General features: G+C 69.7%; 21 protein-coding genes. 6 read left to right on the forward strand and 15 right to left on the reverse strand.

From position 1 onward, the window contains the following. Nucleotides 1-128 precede the first annotated feature (128 nt). The 15 genes from MKK67_RS03950 to MKK67_RS04020 all read right to left on the reverse strand — a co-directional run bounded on the left by MKK67_RS03950 (nucleotide 129) and on the right by MKK67_RS04020 (nucleotide 12102). Nucleotides 129-1463, reverse strand: a complete 1335-nt coding sequence (locus MKK67_RS03950; RefSeq protein WP_243962360.1) for a S41 family peptidase — start codon at nucleotides 1461-1463, stop codon at nucleotides 129-131. Beyond that, nucleotides 1463-2827 carry a murein hydrolase activator EnvC family protein gene (locus MKK67_RS03955; protein WP_243962362.1) on the reverse strand — a complete coding sequence of 455 codons (1365 nt, stop codon included), beginning with the start codon at nucleotides 2825-2827 and terminating at the stop codon, nucleotides 1463-1465. Before MKK67_RS03955 ends, MKK67_RS03950 begins: the two co-directional genes overlap by 1 nt. Before the next feature lie 6 nt (nucleotides 2828-2833). Next, a complete protein-coding gene (rlmH, locus tag MKK67_RS03960; protein WP_243962363.1) occupies nucleotides 2834-3328 on the reverse strand; it encodes a 23S rRNA (pseudouridine(1915)-N(3))-methyltransferase RlmH in 495 nt (164 codons plus the stop codon). 301 nt (nucleotides 3329-3629) lie between these two features. After that, on the reverse strand, nucleotides 3630-3980 hold the full coding sequence (gene rsfS, locus MKK67_RS03965) for a ribosome silencing factor (protein ID WP_243962369.1): 351 nt from the start codon (nucleotides 3978-3980) through the stop codon (nucleotides 3630-3632). Nucleotides 3981-4148: 168 nt separating this feature from the next. Beyond that, nucleotides 4149-4751, reverse strand: a complete 603-nt coding sequence (locus MKK67_RS03970) for a nicotinate-nucleotide adenylyltransferase (protein ID WP_313898998.1) — start codon at nucleotides 4749-4751, stop codon at nucleotides 4149-4151. Between the two features lie 19 nt (nucleotides 4752-4770). Continuing rightward, the gene (locus tag MKK67_RS03975; protein WP_243962371.1) at nucleotides 4771-6069 is read right to left on the reverse strand and encodes a glutamate-5-semialdehyde dehydrogenase; all 1299 of its coding nucleotides are present in this window, start codon (nucleotides 6067-6069) and stop codon (nucleotides 4771-4773) included. A 161-nt stretch (nucleotides 6070-6230) separates the two neighbouring features. After that, complete coding sequence (gene proB / locus MKK67_RS03980; protein ID WP_243962373.1) at nucleotides 6231-7346, reverse strand: glutamate 5-kinase; 1116 nt, start codon at nucleotides 7344-7346, stop codon at nucleotides 6231-6233. Nucleotides 7347-7448: 102 nt separating this feature from the next. Continuing rightward, nucleotides 7449-7853 (reverse strand): type II toxin-antitoxin system VapC family toxin, encoded by a 405-nt coding sequence (locus tag MKK67_RS03985; RefSeq protein WP_243962375.1) that lies wholly within the window; start codon nucleotides 7851-7853, stop codon nucleotides 7449-7451. Beyond that, entirely contained in the window at nucleotides 7850-8116 is a 267-nt protein-coding gene (locus MKK67_RS03990; RefSeq protein WP_243962377.1) for a type II toxin-antitoxin system VapB family antitoxin, read from the reverse strand. Before MKK67_RS03990 ends, MKK67_RS03985 begins: the two co-directional genes overlap by 4 nt. 47 nt (nucleotides 8117-8163) lie before the next feature. Continuing rightward, on the reverse strand, nucleotides 8164-9198 hold the full coding sequence (gene obgE, locus MKK67_RS03995) for a GTPase ObgE (protein WP_243962379.1): 1035 nt from the start codon (nucleotides 9196-9198) through the stop codon (nucleotides 8164-8166). A 121-nt stretch (nucleotides 9199-9319) separates the two neighbouring features. After that, on the reverse strand, nucleotides 9320-9925 hold the full coding sequence (locus tag MKK67_RS04000; protein ID WP_243962380.1) for a GNAT family N-acetyltransferase: 606 nt from the start codon (nucleotides 9923-9925) through the stop codon (nucleotides 9320-9322). A gap of 185 nt (nucleotides 9926-10110) precedes the next feature. Continuing rightward, on the reverse strand, nucleotides 10111-10377 hold the full coding sequence (gene rpmA / locus MKK67_RS04005) for a 50S ribosomal protein L27 (RefSeq protein ID WP_007568208.1): 267 nt from the start codon (nucleotides 10375-10377) through the stop codon (nucleotides 10111-10113). Between the two features lie 64 nt (nucleotides 10378-10441). Continuing rightward, on the reverse strand, nucleotides 10442-10756 hold the full coding sequence (rplU, locus tag MKK67_RS04010) for a 50S ribosomal protein L21 (RefSeq protein ID WP_007568206.1): 315 nt from the start codon (nucleotides 10754-10756) through the stop codon (nucleotides 10442-10444). 177 nt (nucleotides 10757-10933) lie between these two features. After that, entirely contained in the window at nucleotides 10934-11302 is a 369-nt protein-coding gene (locus tag MKK67_RS04015) for a hypothetical protein (RefSeq protein WP_243962381.1), read from the reverse strand. A 179-nt stretch (nucleotides 11303-11481) separates the two neighbouring features. Then, nucleotides 11482-12102 (reverse strand): YceI family protein, encoded by a 621-nt coding sequence (locus MKK67_RS04020; RefSeq protein ID WP_243962382.1) that lies wholly within the window; start codon nucleotides 12100-12102, stop codon nucleotides 11482-11484. Between the two features lie 154 nt (nucleotides 12103-12256). Here MKK67_RS04020 and ruvA point away from each other — a divergent pair, with 154 nt between their 5' ends. The 6 genes from ruvA (at nucleotide 12257) to MKK67_RS04050 (ending at nucleotide 16188) form a co-directional block, all read left to right on the forward strand. Further along, the gene (ruvA, locus tag MKK67_RS04025; RefSeq protein ID WP_243962383.1) at nucleotides 12257-12874 is read left to right on the forward strand and encodes a Holliday junction branch migration protein RuvA; all 618 of its coding nucleotides are present in this window, start codon (nucleotides 12257-12259) and stop codon (nucleotides 12872-12874) included. Between the two features lie 227 nt (nucleotides 12875-13101). After that, the gene (locus MKK67_RS04030) at nucleotides 13102-13374 is read left to right on the forward strand and encodes a bacterioferritin-associated ferredoxin (protein WP_243962446.1); all 273 of its coding nucleotides are present in this window, start codon (nucleotides 13102-13104) and stop codon (nucleotides 13372-13374) included. A 45-nt stretch (nucleotides 13375-13419) separates the two neighbouring features. Next, a complete protein-coding gene (bfr, locus tag MKK67_RS04035; RefSeq protein ID WP_243962384.1) occupies nucleotides 13420-13917 on the forward strand; it encodes a bacterioferritin in 498 nt (165 codons plus the stop codon). 148 nt (nucleotides 13918-14065) lie between these two features. Continuing rightward, complete coding sequence (gene dapB, locus MKK67_RS04040) at nucleotides 14066-14863, forward strand: 4-hydroxy-tetrahydrodipicolinate reductase (protein ID WP_243962385.1); 798 nt, start codon at nucleotides 14066-14068, stop codon at nucleotides 14861-14863. Between the two features lie 41 nt (nucleotides 14864-14904). Continuing rightward, nucleotides 14905-15543: a 2,3-bisphosphoglycerate-dependent phosphoglycerate mutase gene (locus tag MKK67_RS04045; protein WP_243962386.1), complete on the forward strand. Its 639-nt coding sequence runs from the start codon at nucleotides 14905-14907 to the stop codon at nucleotides 15541-15543. Continuing rightward, nucleotides 15544-16188, forward strand: a complete 645-nt coding sequence (locus MKK67_RS04050; protein ID WP_243962387.1) for an alpha-ketoglutarate-dependent dioxygenase AlkB — start codon at nucleotides 15544-15546, stop codon at nucleotides 16186-16188. Nucleotides 16189-16220: the final 32 nt, after the last annotated feature.

A 16220-nucleotide genomic window follows, 5' to 3' on the forward strand; every position in this document is an offset into this window, starting at 1 on the left:
GAATCCTGGCGATCATTGCCGGCCGGTATGGTTAATCTTCCGCTAACGTCTCGCACCGGCACAAAAAAGCCCCGCCCGGCAGCCTTGCCGGACGGGGTTCTTCGGGGACTTGGATCGTCGATAAAAAATTAGTTCGGCACGCTCGGCTTCTGCGGCGCCTGGGTGCCGTTGGCGGCGCCCTTCTGGATGCCGTGCAGGAAATCGATGGCCGAGAGAAGCTGCTTGTCCTTGGCCGGGTCCGGCGGGATGTAGGCGGAGGACCCGCCGCGCTCGTCGGTATCCTTCTGCTTCAGGTGGCCCTTCAGGCCGGCCTCGCCCTTGGTCTCGTCCTTGCCCTTCAGCTCGTCGGGCACGTCCTGCAGCACCTCGATATCCGGCTCGATGCCCTTCGCCTGGATCGAGCGGCCCGAGGGCGTGTAGTAGCGCGCCGTGGTCAGCCGCAGGGCGCCGGAGCCGCCGAGCGGGATGATCGACTGCACGGAGCCCTTGCCGAAGGAGCGGGTGCCCATGATGGTCGCGCGCTTGTGATCCTGCAGGGCGCCGGCCACGATCTCGGAAGCCGAGGCCGAGCCGCCGTTGACTAGCACCACCACCGGCTTGCCCTTGGTCAGGTCGCCGGCCTTGGCCGAGAACCGCTGGGTCTCGTCCGGGTTGCGGCCGCGGGTGGAGACGATCTCGCCCCGGTCGAGGAAGCCGTCGGAGACCATCACGGCCTGGTCGAGCAGGCCGCCCGGGTTGTTGCGCAGATCGACCACGTAGCCCTTCAGCTTGTCGGCGCCGATCTCGCCCGACAGCTTGTCGATGGCGGCGCGCATGCCGTCGAAGGTCTGCTCGTTGAACTGGGTCAGGCGGATATAGGCGACGTCGCCGCCCTCGACCTTCGAGCGCACCGGCTTGATCTTGATCACGTCGCGGGTGAGCGTGACGTCCAGCGGCTCCTTGGCCTCCTTGCGGGAGATCTTGAGCTTCACGGCCGAGTTCACCGGGCCGCGCATCTTGTCGACCGCCTGGTTCAGGGTCAGGCCCTGGACCTGGTCGTCGTCGATCTGCGTGATGATGTCGTTGGCGAGCAGACCCGCCTTGGCGGCCGGCGTGTCGTCGATCGGGGTGACGACCTTGATCAGGCCGTCCTCCATGGTGACCTCGATGCCCAGCCCGCCGAACTCGCCGCGGGTGGTGGTCTGCATGTCACGGAACGCCTTGGCGTCCATGTAGCTCGAATGCGGGTCGAGCGAGGTCAGCATGCCGTTGACGGCGGCCTCGATCATCTTCGACTCGTCCGGCTTCTCGACGTAGTCGGTGCGGACCTTCTCGAACACGTCGCCGAACAGGCTGAGCTGGCGATAGGTCTCGGCCGAGGCGGCCACCGCCCGCGGTCCCGACAGGAAGTCGGTCTGGGTCGCCACCATGGAGGTGCCGGCACCCAGGAAGGCGCCGAGCATGATCAGGGATGTCTTGCGCATCAGCCGCGAACCTTCTCGCCAAGTATCTTGTCACTGGGGCTCTTCGCCCACCACGGCTCCGGATCGACGGAGCCGCCATCCTTCTTGAACTCGACGTAGAGGGTCGGCTCGCCGTCGGACCCGGGCGGGCCCGCGCTACCCTCGCCCATGCTGCCCACGGGTTCCCCCGCGAGAACGAACTGGCCGACCTCTACGCTAATCTGATCCATCCCCGCCAGCAGAAGATAGTAGCCATCGCCGGCGTTGATGATCAAGAGACGCCCGTAGGACCGGAACGGCCCCGCGAACTGGACCCAACCATCGGCCGGGGAGGAGACCAGCGCCTTCGGCCGCGTCGTGAAGGAGACGCCGCGGGTGGTCCCGCCATTGCCGTCGGGCTGGTTGAAGCCCCGCGCCAGCCGTCCGCTGACCGGCCGCGGCACTTCGCCCCGCGCCTCCGCGAAATGCACTTTCGGGGCCAGACGGGCCGGATCGCGGAAGCCCGCCGCGGCGAAACGCTCCTGCGTCACCCGCGCCTCGCGCTCGGCGGCGGCCTTGGCCTCCTCGGCTGAGCGCTTCGACGCCGCGACTTCGGCCTCGGTGCGGTCGAGCAGATCCTTGAGGGATTTCGCCTGGGCGCCGAGCTCGGCCGCGCGCTTGCGCTCCGCCGTCAGGCCGCTCTCCACATCCGCCTGCCGAGCCCGCCGGGCCGTGACCAGGGCCTGGAGCCGCTGCTGCTCGCGCGCCCAACCGGCGAGGTCGTTGGACAGCCCCTCCTTGTCCTGGGCGATCAGGCCGCGCAGGCGGATCATCTCGGCGAGGTCGGCGGCCAGGGTGTCGACCTCGCCGCGCAGCTCGGGCACCACGGCGCCGAGCAGCATCGATGTGCGGATCACCGCCAGAACGTCCTCCGGGCTCACCAGCACGGCAGGCGGCGGCCGGCGGCCCATCCGCTGCAGCGCCGCCAGGATCTCGGCGACGATGCCGCGGCGGGCGTGCAGCGAGCGCCGGATCGCGGCCTCGCTCTCGGTCATCGCCTTCAGGCGCTCTTCCAGGCGGCTCAACCGATCCTCGGTGGCCTGCGCCTGCCGCCCGGCGTCGAGGAGCGCGCTGTCGAGCTTGGCCCGGTCCGAGCCGATCGCCGCGATCTCGCCCTCGAACTGCGCCCGCTGGCCGGCGCTGGCGGCGAGCGCGTCCTGGACCCGCTTCAGATTCTCGGCCCGCCGCTCGCGCTCCTCGGTGGCGCGCTGGATTTTTTCGGCCTCGGCATTGGGGGCCGGGTCCTCGGCGCGCGACGGCCCGGCCGCGCAGGCCAGCGCGATCAGCACGAGCGCGCGGAGGGTTGAACGCTGGAGGGCAACACGGGCGAGGCTACCGAACCGCACGACGCCTCAGCCCGGCTCGCCGCGGTGATACGGGTGGCCGGCCAGGATGGTCAGGCTGCGATAGATCTGTTCGAGGGCGAGCACGCGCACGAGTCCGTGGGGCAGGGTGGCGGCCCCGAAGGACAGGATCAGCTCCGCCTTCGTCCGAATTGAGGCGTCGAGGCCGTCCGGGCCGCCGATCGCCACCATCAGCGCCGGCCGACCGGCGTCGCGCCAGCCGGCGACCCGCTCGGCCAGAGCCTCGCTGGCGATGTCCGAGCGCCCGCGCTCGTCATAGGCCACCAGCACCCCACCGGGCGGCAGATGCGCGAGCAGAGCGGAGGCCTCCTCGGCGCAGCGGTCCGGCGCCCGGCGGGCTCGGGACTCCACGATCTCGACGCTGTCGCAAGCGGGAAAGCCGAGGCCACGGCCGAGCTGCGCCGCCCGGTCGCGGTATCGTGACGCGAGCTCACGCTCCGGGCCGGCCTTCAACCGGCCGATGGCTGCCAGGACGAGGCGCACGGGGGAGGGGTCTCTTGCTGTGCCGGGAATGGGCGCTTGTGCCTGTCCCACCCATCCCCCTCATCCTGAGGTGCCCGCGTCAGCGGGCCTCGAAGGAGCCCTCCAGGGACCGCTGTGGCTTCTGGAGCCCTCCTTCGAGGCTGCTGCGCAGCACCTCAGGATGAGGGGGATGGGTGGGACAGATGTTGCCTCACCGTCATTGCGAGCGCAGCGAAGCAACCCAGGGCAGCGCGCGATCGCCGAAGGTGGCGAGCTGGGTGGTTTCGCTGCGCTCGCAATGAGGGCGTGGGTCGGCGGACCGCTAATCCGCCGCCAGGCCGACCGGGCGGTCCGCGCCCCACATCTTCTCGAGATTGTAGAAGCCGCGCACTTCCGGGCGGAAGATGTGGACGAGCACGTCGCCGGCGTCGATCAACACCCAGTCGCAGGCCGGCATGCCCTCGACCCGGGCGTTGCCGTAGCCACGACTCTTCATCTCCTGGATGAACTTGTCGGCGATCGAACCGACATGGCGCTGCGATCGGCCGGACGCGATGATCATCGTGTCGGCGAGCGAGGTCTTGCCCGCGAGGTCGATCGCGATCGTCTCCTCGGCCTTCATCTCGTCGAGGCAGAACAGGGCGAGCGCCTTCAGGTCGTCCGAGCGCGCCATCCCAGGCTCTTCCGGGACGGGGGCATGGGTGCGGATGGTCTCCGTGCGAATGGTCTCGGGCAGCGTCCTGATTCCTCGTGTTGTCGCGCCGCCCTCTCGGGGCGCGCCGACCGGTATGAAATTGGCTGTATCGTGCGGCGATTGCAACTGCGTCGCGTGCGAAGGGGCTCAGGCACCCCGCTGTCCGTTGCGGATCTCGGTGGAGGACAGGGGCGATCGGGGGCCGTGGAGGAACACCCAGGCCGGCGGCGGACGGGTCGGCAGGGTATGGGCCGCGTCCTCCGGGACCCGGGCTCCCGCGAGCCGATGGGCGGCCCGGGCGCTGAGCGGCGTCATGGTGAAGCCCGGCCGGTCCATGATCGCGATCGGCACCAATTGGGCGATCTCGGCGAATCCCTTCCAGCGGTGGAAATTGCCCAGCGAATCCGCCCCCATGATCCAGACGAACTGCACCCCGGGGCAGCGGCGGGTCAGGTAGTGCAGGGTCTGGATCGTGAAGCGCACGCCCAACGCCGCCTCGATCCCGGTCACCGCGATGCGCGGGTGCCGGGCGATCTCCCGGGCCTGGGCGCAACGCGCCTCCACGGAAGGCAGGGCGATCCGGCTCTTGAGCGGGTTGCCGGGGCTCACCAGCCACCACACCCGGTCGAGCCCGAGCCGCCGCAGGGCGGTCACGGTGACGTGGCGGTGGCCGTGATGGGCGGGGTTGAAGGACCCGCCGTAGAGGCCGATCCGCATGCCGGGGGCGCTCGGCGGCAGGGTCAGCCGCACGCCGAGACTTCGCGTGGGATCACGGACGGATCTGGCCGCTGCCGTGGACGCGGTACTTGAACGTGGTCAGCTGCTCGACGCCCACCGGGCCGCGGGCATGCATGCGCCCGGTGGCGATGCCGATCTCGGCGCCGAAGCCGAACTCGCCGCCATCGGCGAACTGGGTCGAGGCGTTGTGAGTGACGATCGCCGAATCGACTTCCGCGAGGAAGCGGGTCGCCTCGGCGCGGTCCCCCGTGATGATCGCGTCGGTGTGGTGCGAGCCGTAGGTCTCGATATGCTCGATCGCCGCCTCGATCCCGTCGACCACGCGCACCGCGATGATCGCGTCGAGATATTCGGTGTGCCAGTCGTCCTCGGAGACCGGCGTCACCCGGGGATCGACCGCCTGGGTCTCGGCATCGCCGCGCACGGCGCAGCCGACATCGAGCAGGGTGCGGACCAGGGGCGCCAGATGGGTCGCCGCGCAGGCACGGTCGACCAGCAGGGTCTCGGCGGCGCCGCAGACGCTGGTCCGGCGCATCTTGCTGTTGAGCAGCACGGCGAGCGCCATGTCGAGATCGGCGGCAGCCGCCACGTAGACGTGGTTGACGCCGTCGAGATGGGCGAAGACCGGGACCCGCGCCTCGGCCTGGACACGCTCGACCAAGCCGCGCCCGCCCCGGGGCACGATCACGTCGATGCAGCCCTCGAGTCCGCCGAGCATCAGCCCGACCGCGGCGCGGTCCCGGGTCGGCACCAGCTGGATCGCGTCGGCGGGCAGGCCGGCCTCAGCCAGGCCCTCGCTCATCGCCTTGGCGATGGCCAGGGCGCTGCGGTGGCTGTCCGAGCCGGCGCGCAGGATCGCGGCGTTGCCGGCCTTGAGGCAGAGCGCGCCGGCATCGGCGGTGACGTTCGGACGGCTCTCGAAGATGACGCCGATGACGCCGAGCGGCACGGCGATGCGCTCGATCAGCAGGCCGTTCGGCCGCTCGATCGCGGCGAGCTGGCGCCCGACCGGATCGGCCAGCGCGCCGACCTTCTCGACGGAGTCGGCGATTCCCGCGAGGCGGCCGGCATCGAGAGCGAGCCGATCGATCAGCGCGGCGCTCTGGCCGGCCTGGCGGGCGGCGGCGACGTCCCGGGCGTTCTCCCGCAGGATCTCTTCCGCATTGGCCCGCAGGCGCTCGGCGATCAGGCGGAGCGCCCGGTCCTTGGTCTGGGCCGAGGCGAGCGCCATGCGCCGGCCGGCGACGCGCGCCCGCCGGCCGATCGCCGCCATCATTTCCGGCAGGGCATCGGCCTCGGCGAGATCGGATCTCAGGTTCAGGACGGGCACGGTGGCGTCCTCGGTGTTCGAGGGCCGCTGGAACCGGCCCGACAGGGGGTGAGGCCGTATTTGCACATCGGGCGACGGGCCTACAAGTGTGCTGTACCGCCGAACGTGACAGAGATCGTCCGATTCACGATTGGACAATAATCGATCAGAATCAGTCTAGTCTAAAACAATGCCAGATCATCCCGATGCACCATCCAGGCGCGGCCCGGATAGTTGAGCAGTTCGGGGATGCGGGCGCTCGGATGGCCGATGATCAGCGCGGCCTCGGCATTGTCATAGGCGACGAGGCCCCGGCCGAGCACGCGCCCGTCGGGATCGCGGATCATCACGGCGTCGCCCCGGGAGAAGCTGCCCTCGATCGCCCGGACGCCCACGGGCAGCAGGCTGGCGCCGCCGAGCAGGGCCTTGGCGGCGCCGGCATCGATGGTCAGCGTCCCGCGCGGCTCCAGGGAACCGGCGATCCAGGTCTTGCGCGCCGCGGTGGGCGTCGAGCCTGACAGGAACCAGGTGCAGCGTGCGCCCTCGCGCACCGCCTTCAGGGGGTTCTTGCCCCGCCCGTCGGCGATGACGAGATGCGTGCCCCCGGAGGCCGCGATCTTGGCCGCCTCGACCTTGGTGCGCATGCCGCCCCGGGACAGTTCCGAGGCCGGCCCGCCGGCCATCGCCTCGATCTCCGGGGTGATGCGCTCCACCACCGGCAGGTGGCGCGCCTCCGGGTCCGACTGGGGCGGTGCGGTATAGAGCCCGTCGATATCCGAGAACAGCACCAGCACGTCGGCATCGATCATGGTGGCGACCCGGGCGGCCAGCCGGTCGTTGTCGCCGTAGCGGATCTCGGAGGTCGCCACCGTGTCGTTCTCGTTGACCACCGGGACGGCGCGCATCTCCAGGAGCTTCAGCACGGTGGCCCGGGCGTTGAGGTAGCGGCGGCGCTCCTCGGTGTCTTGCGGGGTCACCAGGATCTGGCCCGCCACGATGCCGTGATGCCCGAGCGCCTCGGCCCAGTGCCGGGCCAGGGTGATCTGGCCGACCGAGGCCGCGCCCTGGCTCTCCTCCAGCCGCAGGATCCCGGGCGGCAGGCCCAGCACCGTCCGCCCCAGCGCGATGCTGCCCGAGGACACGACCAGCACGTCGACGCCCCGGCTATGCAACTCAGCGATGTCCTCGGCCAGGGCCGCCAACCAGGCATGGCGCAGGCGGCCGGCATTGCGATCGACCAGCAGGGCCGATCCGACCTTGATGACGACGCGGCGGAATTCTTCGAGGGCCGGGATCATACTTCTTCGCAGAGATGAGGCATCGGGTGCGGTTTGGACGAAGTCCGCGCGAATGAACAGCGGCGGTTCTGCGAAGGCCCCAGCCGGCCAGCGTGGACAATCTCAAGGCGACGGACTGTAAGCCGGCACGAGATCGGTGTGGATAAAGTCGTTGCCTTTGAAGAGAAGCGGCACCGCATGGACCTTGGCGACGGCGTAGGACAAGCAATCGCCGAAGTTCAGGTAGGCGATGTGCCCCTGGCCCTTCCCATAGCGGTTGAAAGCGTCGGCGGCGGCTCGAAAAGCGTCCAGGCCAAAATCCACGGTTCGTATGCTCGGCGTGGCAATGAGACGATCGAGGAATACATCGGCGAATGCTGGCATCAGCGAGCCGAGCACCATTCGTGTCTCTAGAAGCGTCGGAGTTCCAACGATCGCCCGATGCCGCACGATCAACGCGTCAAAGATCCGCCCCTCAGGCTCATCAAGCGCGATTGCAACGAGGGCGGAACTGTCCAGCGCAATCATGCCGGCAGGCCGTTCCAGTCGTAGAGCCATCCGTGATCGTTGAAGGCTCCGGGAACGATATGCTGGCGGGCCTCGGCCACCAGGGCGCGGATCGCGTCGAGTTCGACCTGTTGCCCGCGTTCGAGGCCGCTTCCCGGCGCTATACGGCGGTCGAGATCGTGCAGCGCTTTCGCGACCGCCTCATCCAGGGAAGTCCCGAGCCGTCCGGCGATGTCGCGGGCCAGCTCGAAATCCTCGTCGCGAATCGTCACCTGCTGCGTCATCGGGATCTCTCCGAGACCAGACTAACCGGTGGGAACCGCCCCGTCACTCACGGCTGCCAAGCCTCCGCCGGCCGGGCATTCGCCTCCTCAGCCATGCGCGCATCGATCTCGGTCCGGATCGCCCGCAGCGCTTCCGGGACACCCTTGCGGCTGGCCGAGGACAGGACCAAAGGCGCCCGGCCGGCGGCGCGCTTCAGCTTGGCGACCTGGCTCTTCAAGGTCTCGGCATCCAGCGCGTCGGCCTTCGAGAGCGCCACGATCTCGGGCTTGTCGGCGAGGCCGTTGCCGTAGGCCTCGATCTCGCCGCGGACCAGCTTGTAAGTCTTGCCGGCATGCTCGGTGGTGCCGTCGACGAGGTGCAGCAGCACCCGGCAGCGCTCGACATGGGCCAAAAACTTGTCGCCCAAGCCGATGCCCTCGTGGGCGCCCTCGATCAGGCCGGGAATGTCGGCGAGCACGAATTCGCGGTTGTCCGAGCGGACCACGCCCAGGCCCGGATGCAGGGTCGTGAAGGGGTAGTCGGCGATCTTCGGCTTGGCCGCCGTGACGCTCGCCAGGAAGGTCGACTTGCCGGCATTCGGCAGACCGACCAGGCCGGCATCGGCGATCAGCTTGAGGCGCAGCCAGATCCACATCTCCTGGCCTTCCAGGCCCGGATTGGCGTGCTTCGGGGCGCGGTTGGTCGAGGTGGTGAAGTAGGCGTTGCCGAAGCCGCCATTGCCGCCCTTGGCCAGCCGGATTCTCTGGCCGACCTCGGTGAGATCGGCGACCAGCGTCTCGCCGTCCTCGGCGAGGATCTGCGTGCCGGCCGGCACCTTCAGCACCACGTCGGCGCCGTTGGCTCCGTGGCAGTTCGAGCCCATGCCGTGCTCGCCCTTCTTGGCCTTGAAGTGCTGCTGGTAGCGATAGTCGATCAGGGTGTTGAGGCCCTCGACGCACTCGACCCAGACATCGCCGCCGCGGCCGCCATCGCCGCCGTTCGGGCCGCCGAACTCGATGAACTTCTCGCGCCGGAACGCGACGCAGCCGGGACCGCCGTCGCCGGAGCGGACATAGACTTTGGCTTCATCGAGGAATTTCACGGTGCATCTCGTCGCTGTTTGGCCTCGGCAACCGGGGAGTCGTCGAAGGATATAGGGAGTGCGCCGGACAGTTCGACGCGGTGCCCGGCCTCTCCGTCCGGAGAGGCCAGATCGCCTTGCTTCAGGACGCCGCCGCGAGGTCCGCCGTGGGGTCGAATGCGCCCGCATGGTCCGCCCAGTCGCCCCGGTCCAGGCCGAACAGATCGACCTCGCGGTCGCCGCCGCGGGCCGGGCAGGCGCGCGCTCCGCGCCCGGTCACCCGGAATCCAACCTTCTCCAGAACACGCCGGGAGGCCGGGTTCGCCGGCAGCGCCGAGGCTTCGAGCCGCCCCCCGCCCGCATAGGCGAAATAGGCATGGACCAGGGCCCGCGCCGCCTCGCCCATCAGCCCGTTGCCCCACCAGGGCTGGCCGAGCCAGTAACCGAGATGCGGCGCCCCGCCGCCACCCGAGATCCCGACGAGGCCGATCAGGTTTGCCGGAGCCTGACGCTCGGCGAGCGCCAGGGTCAGGCCGGTGCCGGCGCTGTTGGCCCCACGCGTCGTGAGCAGGAACGCATCGACGGTGTGCCGGTCGAGCGGGTGCGGGATCCGGGCGGTCATCTCGGCCACCGCCCGCTCGCCAGCGAGTCGGAGGATCGCGTCCTTGTCCTTCGCCGTCGGCCAGCGCAGCCACAGCCGGCGCGTCTCGATCCGGAAAACGTCGTCGCGGGTGAGATCGGGGAACATCGTGCCCTCGCAGGGCGGCGTTCCCGGCTCCGGGGCACCGCCTCAAGACGACGAAGGGGAGGATGGTGCCCCATCCTCCCCGGTGTTCCGTCCGATCCGTCCCGTCAGGGGCTCGGCATCGACGTCTCCGGTCCGGTGTGGGACACCGGGCGGGACGCCAGCTTCGCCGCTCGGGCGCCCGCCTGTTATTCCGCGGCCTGGGCCAGCGGGGTTACGGCCACGAAGGCGCGCCCGCGGCGCGTCTCGAAGCGGACATGGCCCGGTACCAGCGCGAACAGCGTGTGGTCCTTGCCCATGCCGACATTGCTGCCGGGATGCCATTTGGTGCCGCGCTGGCGCACGATGATGTTGCCCGGAATCACGGCTTCCGAGCCGAACTTCTTGACGCCGAGGCGCCGGCCTTCCGAGTCGCGGCCGTTGCGGGACGAGCCGCCTGCTTTCTTGTGTGCCATGGGATCTGCTCCGAATGCGTGTGGGTCGCGCGGATCGCGGGCCTCGCCTGGGGCCCGCGCTCGATCACGCGGAGATGCCGGTGATGCGCACCACGGTGTGGTGCTGGCGGTGACCGCGCTTGCGGCGCGAGTTCTGGCGGCGGCGCTTCTTGAAGGCGATCACCTTCTTGTCGCGGCCGTGGCTCACGATCTCGCCCGTGACGCTGATGCCCGACAGGGTCGGCGCACCGACCTGCGTCGCGCCCGCACCGTCGGCGAACAGGAGGACCTCACCGAAGGTCACGGTTTCACCGGCCTCGCCCGGCAGGGTGGCGATGGTGATGGTGTCGTTGGCGGCGACGCGGTACTGCTTGCCGCCCGTCTTGATGACTGCGAACATCGTTGCTCTCGTGTTCTCGAACGGCCTCCGGGGCGGCTGCCCCTGGACCGGCTTCTTGTTTGAAGTCATTGCACGGGCGGACCCGGACAACGCGAAACGCGCGGACCTCGTCGAGGAGGCCGCGCGCCATGCCGGGTCAGTAGGGGCGGGGTGGCGCCGTGTCAATCCTGAACAGGGTCAGCGGATCGGCGCGCCGGTGGCCAGAATGCCCTTGGCGACGCTGCCCTGGGGGCCGAACGCGGCCAGCGCCTGCGCGCACCACGCCTCCCGCCCGTCGGCGGCGAGCTGCTGCCGAACCTGCGTGGCCCGGGTCCGCAGCTTCTCCTGGAGGATCGCCTCCTGCGCCGCCGCGACCTTGGTGGCGAGCCGCAGGGTGGTCAGCTGCCCGGCCTTCACTTGGATGCCCGGGCAGGCCTGCTCGGCGATGATCGTGGTCGCCGCCGCCTCGGCATAATTGTCGAGCGGGGAGGGCGCGGGCGGCGCAGGCGCTTGCGCGGAGGCCGGACCCGCCAGCACCAGAACCGAGATCAGCCAAGCACCGCGCAACGTTCAGACCTCCATGGCAGCGATCGGCGCGCCGCCCGCGACCGGCTGGACCCTATCGGGCGACCAATCCGGAGCGGGGGCGCAGGGGCCGATGCTGCCTATACCGGTACAAGCGCTCGCGCCATCTCCGAGCCCGTTCGATCGCGCCGCTCAGCCGGGCCGGCTCGCTTGCGCGCGGCTCAGGGGGCCGCCTTGAACTCGCCCTCGATCCGAAGAGATACCTCGTCGCCCAACGCCGGCAGGTAGGCGTTCACGCCGAAATCCGAGCGCTTCACCACAGCGCGCCCGTCGAAGCCGACGGTGTAGCGCTGGTCCACCGGGTGGATGCCGGCCTGGTTGAAGGTGGCGTCGATCGCCAACGGCCGGGTGACGCCGCGCAGGGTCAGGTCACCGGTGATCCGCGCGGTGGTCGGGCTCGTCGGCTCCACGGCGGTGGCCGTGAAGCTGGCGCTCGGAAACTTGGTTGTGTCGAAGAAGTCCGGCGCGGCCAGATGCTCGTTTAGGCGCGCGCTGCCGGTGATGATGCCGGCGAGCGGCACGCTGACCTCCAGGCGGCTCTTCTCCGGTGCCTTCGGGTCGAGGTCGAGCTTGCCGGTCAGGCCGGTGAACTGGCCGTAATAGGTCGAGTAGCCGAGATGGCTCACCGACCACGTGACCTTGCCGTGATCCGGATCGAGGACGTAGGCGCCTGGCCGGACCTGCGTCGGATCCTTGCTCGGCGCCGCCGCAGCCGGATCGTCCGCCGCCCGGGCTGAGCCGAGGCACAGGAGGCCGATCAGGGCGAGTATGGGCGCGCGCATGGTCGTTTCCCCCGCTCGTCCGGCCGACTTCGATCCCCATCAAGCCTTGCCGTGACGGCGCCCCTGATTTCACGAAGTGCCGCCGGGCTCAAGCGCGTCTGGCGGAGGCGCCCGGGCTTCTATAGGCATCGCCCCGACAGCGGACGGGCACAGAATGATCGGCAAGCTCAGGGGCGTGGTGGATTCGTTCGGCGAGGATTTCGTGATCCTCGACGTTTCCGGCGTCGGCTACATCGCGCATTGCTCGGCGCGCACGCTCCAGCGCTTGCCCAAGGTCGGCGAGGCCGCGGAGCTGTCGATCGAGACCTATGTCCGCGAGGACATGATCCGGCTCTACGGCTTCCGCTCCGATGCCGAGCGGGAATGGTTCCGGCTGCTCCAGACCGTGCAGGGCGTGGGCTCGCGGGTGGCGCTGGCGATCCTGTCGGTGCTGGAGCCCGACGCCCTGGCGAGCGCCATCGCCACGGGCGACAAGGGCTCGATCAGCCGGGCGCCCGGCGTCGGGCCGCGGCTGGCGGCGCGGCTGACCGCCGAGCTGAAGGACAAGGCGCCCGCCTTCGCACCGGTGGACCCGGCCCTGATCGCGCTCACCGGGGCCGTCGAGGAGGGCGCCGCGCCGCGCCCGGTCGCCGACGCGATCTCGGCCCTGGTCAATCTCGGCTACCCGCAGGTGCAGGCCGCCGCCGCCATCGCGGCGGCCCTGAAGGGAGCGGAAGAGGGCGCCGAGGCCAAGGTGCTGATTCGGTTGGGACTGCGCGAACTCGCGCGCTGAGGCCGGACAGGCCGACCTGCCGGACGGAATGATCGGACGTGAACGATCCGATCGAGTCCCTGTGATTTGCGCCGTCTTGACCCGGAGCCGGAGCGATGCCATCTCCCCGATGACCAGTAAGGCCTTGAAAAGTCTTCTACTTTTCAGTCGTTCCAATCTGGTGGGTCCGAAATGCCCTGCTCGACACGGTCGGGTTGGGCCCGAGGAAGACGGGTTCTGCAGCGCGCATGATCGTCTGTTCTTGCAACGTCCTCTCCGATGGCGCAGTGCGCAGCTGCCTATCGCCCGGCCCGGGCTGTCCTCGGACCCCGGCGCAGGTCTACGCCTGCCTCGGATGCAGCCCGAAATGCGGGCGCTGCGCCCGCACGATCCGGGAGATCATGCGCAACGCGCTGGGAGACGCCGCGGGCGATCAAGGCAGCCATGAATGCTCGACGGCTTGCGCCAGCGCTTGCAGTTTGGTTTTATTCCAAACTGCGGAGGACGGGATTTCGGCGTGACGCCACGACCCCCCCGCCAGAATAGCTGTTGGGAGTACGGGGGCCATGAAGGGCGACACCAAGGTCATCGAGTACCTGAATCGCGGCCTGAAGAGCGAGCTGACTGCGGTCAGTCAGTACTGGCTGCATTTCCGGATGCTCAATGACTGGGGCTATATCGATCTCGCCAAGTTCTGGCGCAAGGAATCGATCGAGGAGATGAACCACGCGGACCGGTTCATCGACCGGATCCTGTTCCTCGACGGCTTCCCGAACCTGCAGGAGCTGGAGCCGCTGCGAATCGGCCAGACCGTGCAGGAGATCATCGAGTGCGACCTCGCCGCCGAGAACGGCGCGCGCAGCCTCTATCTCGAAGCCGCGCAGTACTGCGAGTCGATCAACGAGCGCGTGTCGAAGAATCTGTTCGAGCAGCTCGCCGAGGACGAGGAAGGCCATATCGACTTCCTCGAGACCCAGCTCGAGCTGATCAAGCAGATCGGCCTGCCGCTCTACGCGCAGAAGCATATCGGCGGCCTCGAGGCGATCGCCCCCGAGAAGGACTGAGCTTATAGCGGGCTTCCGCGTCGGGCTCCTAGTGAGACGATGCGGAAGCCCGCGATCGGAACTATCCCTAACCGACGGTCCGGCCCATTGATGGCGCCCCTGACTTCGGCCAGGCTCGCCGGGGACGGAACGACACAGGAAAACGTGAATGCGGCTCGTAGTGGTCGGCGCGGACGGGCGCATGGGGCGGATGCTGGTGCGGGCGGTGGCCCAGGCCGAGGGCTGCACCCTGGCGGCGGCGATCGAGCGCGAGGGCTCGCCGACCCTCGGGCAGGATGCCGGTGTACTGGCCGGGCTTCCCCCCCTCGACGTGCCGGTGACCGACGACCCGCTGAAGGCCTTCGCCACCGCCGACGGCGTGCTGGACTTCACCGCCCCCACCGCCACCGTGCAATTCGCCGAGCTGGCCGCCCAGGCCCGCATCGTCCACGTGGTCGGGACCACCGGCCTGTCGGAGGACGATCTCGCCAAGCTCAAGGCGGCTTCCTATCACGCGCGCATCGTGCGTTCCGGCAACATGTCGCTCGGCATCAACCTGATGGCCGAGTTGGTGCGCCGGGTCGCCAAGGCGCTGGGCGACGAGTTCGACATCGAGATCGCCGAAATGCACCACCGCTTGAAGGTGGATGCGCCCTCGGGCACCGCCCTGCTCCTCGGCGAGTCCGCCGCGGAGGGACGCGGCGTCGACCTCAAGGACGTGCGGGTCTCGACCCGGGACGGGCATACCGGCGCGCGCCGGCCGGGCGATATCGGCTTCGCCACCCTCCGGGGCGGCTCCGTGGTCGGGGACCACAGCGTGATCTTCGCCGGAGCCGGCGAGACCCTGACCATCAGCCACCACGCCGCCGATCGCGGGCTGTTCGCCGCCGGCGCCGTCAAGGCCGCGCTCTGGGCGCACCCAAAGCCGCCGGGGCTCTATTCGATGGCGGACGTGCTCGGGCTCTAGACTCTCACCTCTAGAATCTCACAAGGGGACCTGATCTGCCGATGGAGCGCCTGCTCGTCCTCGCTCGCCATGGCCAGAGCGAGTGGAACCTCAAGAACCTGTTCACCGGCTGGCGCGACCCCGGGCTCACCGAGCGCGGCGTCGACGAGGCGCGGGCGGCCGGTCGCGCCCTGAAGCGGGCGGGCTACGGGTTCGACATCGCCTTCACCTCCGAGCTGGTCCGGGCGCAGCGCACCTGCGCGCTGATGCTGGAGGAGATGGGTCTCTCGGATCTCCAAGTCGTGCGGTCGCAGGCGCTGAACGAGCGCGATTACGGCGACCTCGCCGGCCTCAACAAGGACGATGCCCGCGCCCGATGGGGCGAGGAGCAGGTCCATCTCTGGCGGCGCTCCTACGATGTGCGGCCGCCCGGCGGCGAGAGCCTCAAGGACACCGCCGCCCGGGTCCTGCCCTACTATATCGAGACGATCCTGCCCCGGGTGATGGCCGGGCAGCGGGTCTTGGTGGCGGCCCACGGCAATTCGCTGCGCTCCCTGGTGATGGTGCTCGACCATCTCGGTCCCGACACGATCGCCGGCCTGGAGATCAAGACCGGCGTGCCGCTGGTCTACCGGCTCGCCGCCGACACCACGGTCGCCTCCAAGGCGATCCTGGCCCGCGACGACGAAGCGGGCCGCTGATTGGCGACCGAACTCGCACCAGGGCTGATCCACCATCCGGGCTTTCTGGATCCGGCGGCCCGCGCCCGGCTCGCCGCCGAGGTGGCCGCCGTGCTCGCGTCCGCGCCGCCCGTCACGCCCTGCATGCCGCGCACCGGAAAACCGTTCTCGGTGCGGATGTCGAATGCCGGGCCGCTCGGCTGGGTGTCCGACCGGAGCGGCTACCGCTACCAGCCAACCCACCCCGAGACCGGCGCTCCATGGCCCGCGATCCCGCGGACCGCCCTGGCCGTCTGGGACGCGCTGGCTGCGTTTCCGGCACCGCCGGAAGCCTGCCTGATCAACCTCTACGCCCCGGACGCCCGGATGAGCCTGCACCAGGATCGCGACGAGGCCGATTTCTCCGCCCCGGTCGTCTCCCTGTCGCTGGGCGCGGCGGCCCTGTTCCGCTACGGCGGCCTGCAGCGCTCCGATCCGACCCGCTCGGTCCGGCTCCATCCCGGCGATGCCCTGGTGATCGGCGGCGCCTCGCGCCTGATCCATCACGGGGTCGACCGCCTCTACCCGGAGAACGACCTGCTCACCGAGAACCCGCTGCCGGGCTTCCTGCCAGCCGGCGGCCGCTGCAACCTGACGCTGCGCCGGGTCAGCGCCGCCCATGCGTGAGCGCTGGCCGGCGGGCCTCCCGATCTCCTGAT

The sequence above is a fragment of the Methylobacterium sp. J-072 genome, from assembly GCF_022829425.1.
Taxonomy (GTDB): Bacteria; Pseudomonadota; Alphaproteobacteria; order Rhizobiales; family Beijerinckiaceae; genus Methylobacterium.

What these genes read in the sequence shown, in the direction of transcription:
- MKK67_RS04000 (WP_243962380.1), bottom strand. Translation starts at nt 9,925, where the DNA reads ATGTTCCCCGATCTCACCCGCGACGACGTTTTCCGGATCGAGACGCGC.
- dapB (WP_243962385.1), top strand. Translation starts at nt 14,066, where the DNA reads ATGCGGCTCGTAGTGGTCGGCGCGGACGGGCGCATGGGGCGGATGCTG.
- MKK67_RS03985 (WP_243962375.1), bottom strand. Translation starts at nt 7,853, where the DNA reads ATGATTGCGCTGGACAGTTCCGCCCTCGTTGCAATCGCGCTTGATGAG.
- proB (WP_243962373.1), bottom strand. Translation starts at nt 7,346, where the DNA reads ATGATCCCGGCCCTCGAAGAATTCCGCCGCGTCGTCATCAAGGTCGGA.
- MKK67_RS04045 (WP_243962386.1), top strand. Translation starts at nt 14,905, where the DNA reads ATGGAGCGCCTGCTCGTCCTCGCTCGCCATGGCCAGAGCGAGTGGAAC.
- rpmA (WP_007568208.1), bottom strand. Translation starts at nt 10,377, where the DNA reads ATGGCACACAAGAAAGCAGGCGGCTCGTCCCGCAACGGCCGCGACTCG.
- MKK67_RS04030 (WP_243962446.1), top strand. Translation starts at nt 13,102, where the DNA reads ATGATCGTCTGTTCTTGCAACGTCCTCTCCGATGGCGCAGTGCGCAGC.
- ruvA (WP_243962383.1), top strand. Translation starts at nt 12,257, where the DNA reads ATGATCGGCAAGCTCAGGGGCGTGGTGGATTCGTTCGGCGAGGATTTC.
- rplU (WP_007568206.1), bottom strand. Translation starts at nt 10,756, where the DNA reads ATGTTCGCAGTCATCAAGACGGGCGGCAAGCAGTACCGCGTCGCCGCC.
- bfr (WP_243962384.1), top strand. Translation starts at nt 13,420, where the DNA reads ATGAAGGGCGACACCAAGGTCATCGAGTACCTGAATCGCGGCCTGAAG.
- MKK67_RS04020 (WP_243962382.1), bottom strand. Translation starts at nt 12,102, where the DNA reads ATGCGCGCGCCCATACTCGCCCTGATCGGCCTCCTGTGCCTCGGCTCA.
- MKK67_RS03990 (WP_243962377.1), bottom strand. Translation starts at nt 8,116, where the DNA reads ATGACGCAGCAGGTGACGATTCGCGACGAGGATTTCGAGCTGGCCCGC.
- rsfS (WP_243962369.1), bottom strand. Translation starts at nt 3,980, where the DNA reads ATGGCGCGCTCGGACGACCTGAAGGCGCTCGCCCTGTTCTGCCTCGAC.
- MKK67_RS03950 (WP_243962360.1), bottom strand. Translation starts at nt 1,463, where the DNA reads ATGCGCAAGACATCCCTGATCATGCTCGGCGCCTTCCTGGGTGCCGGC.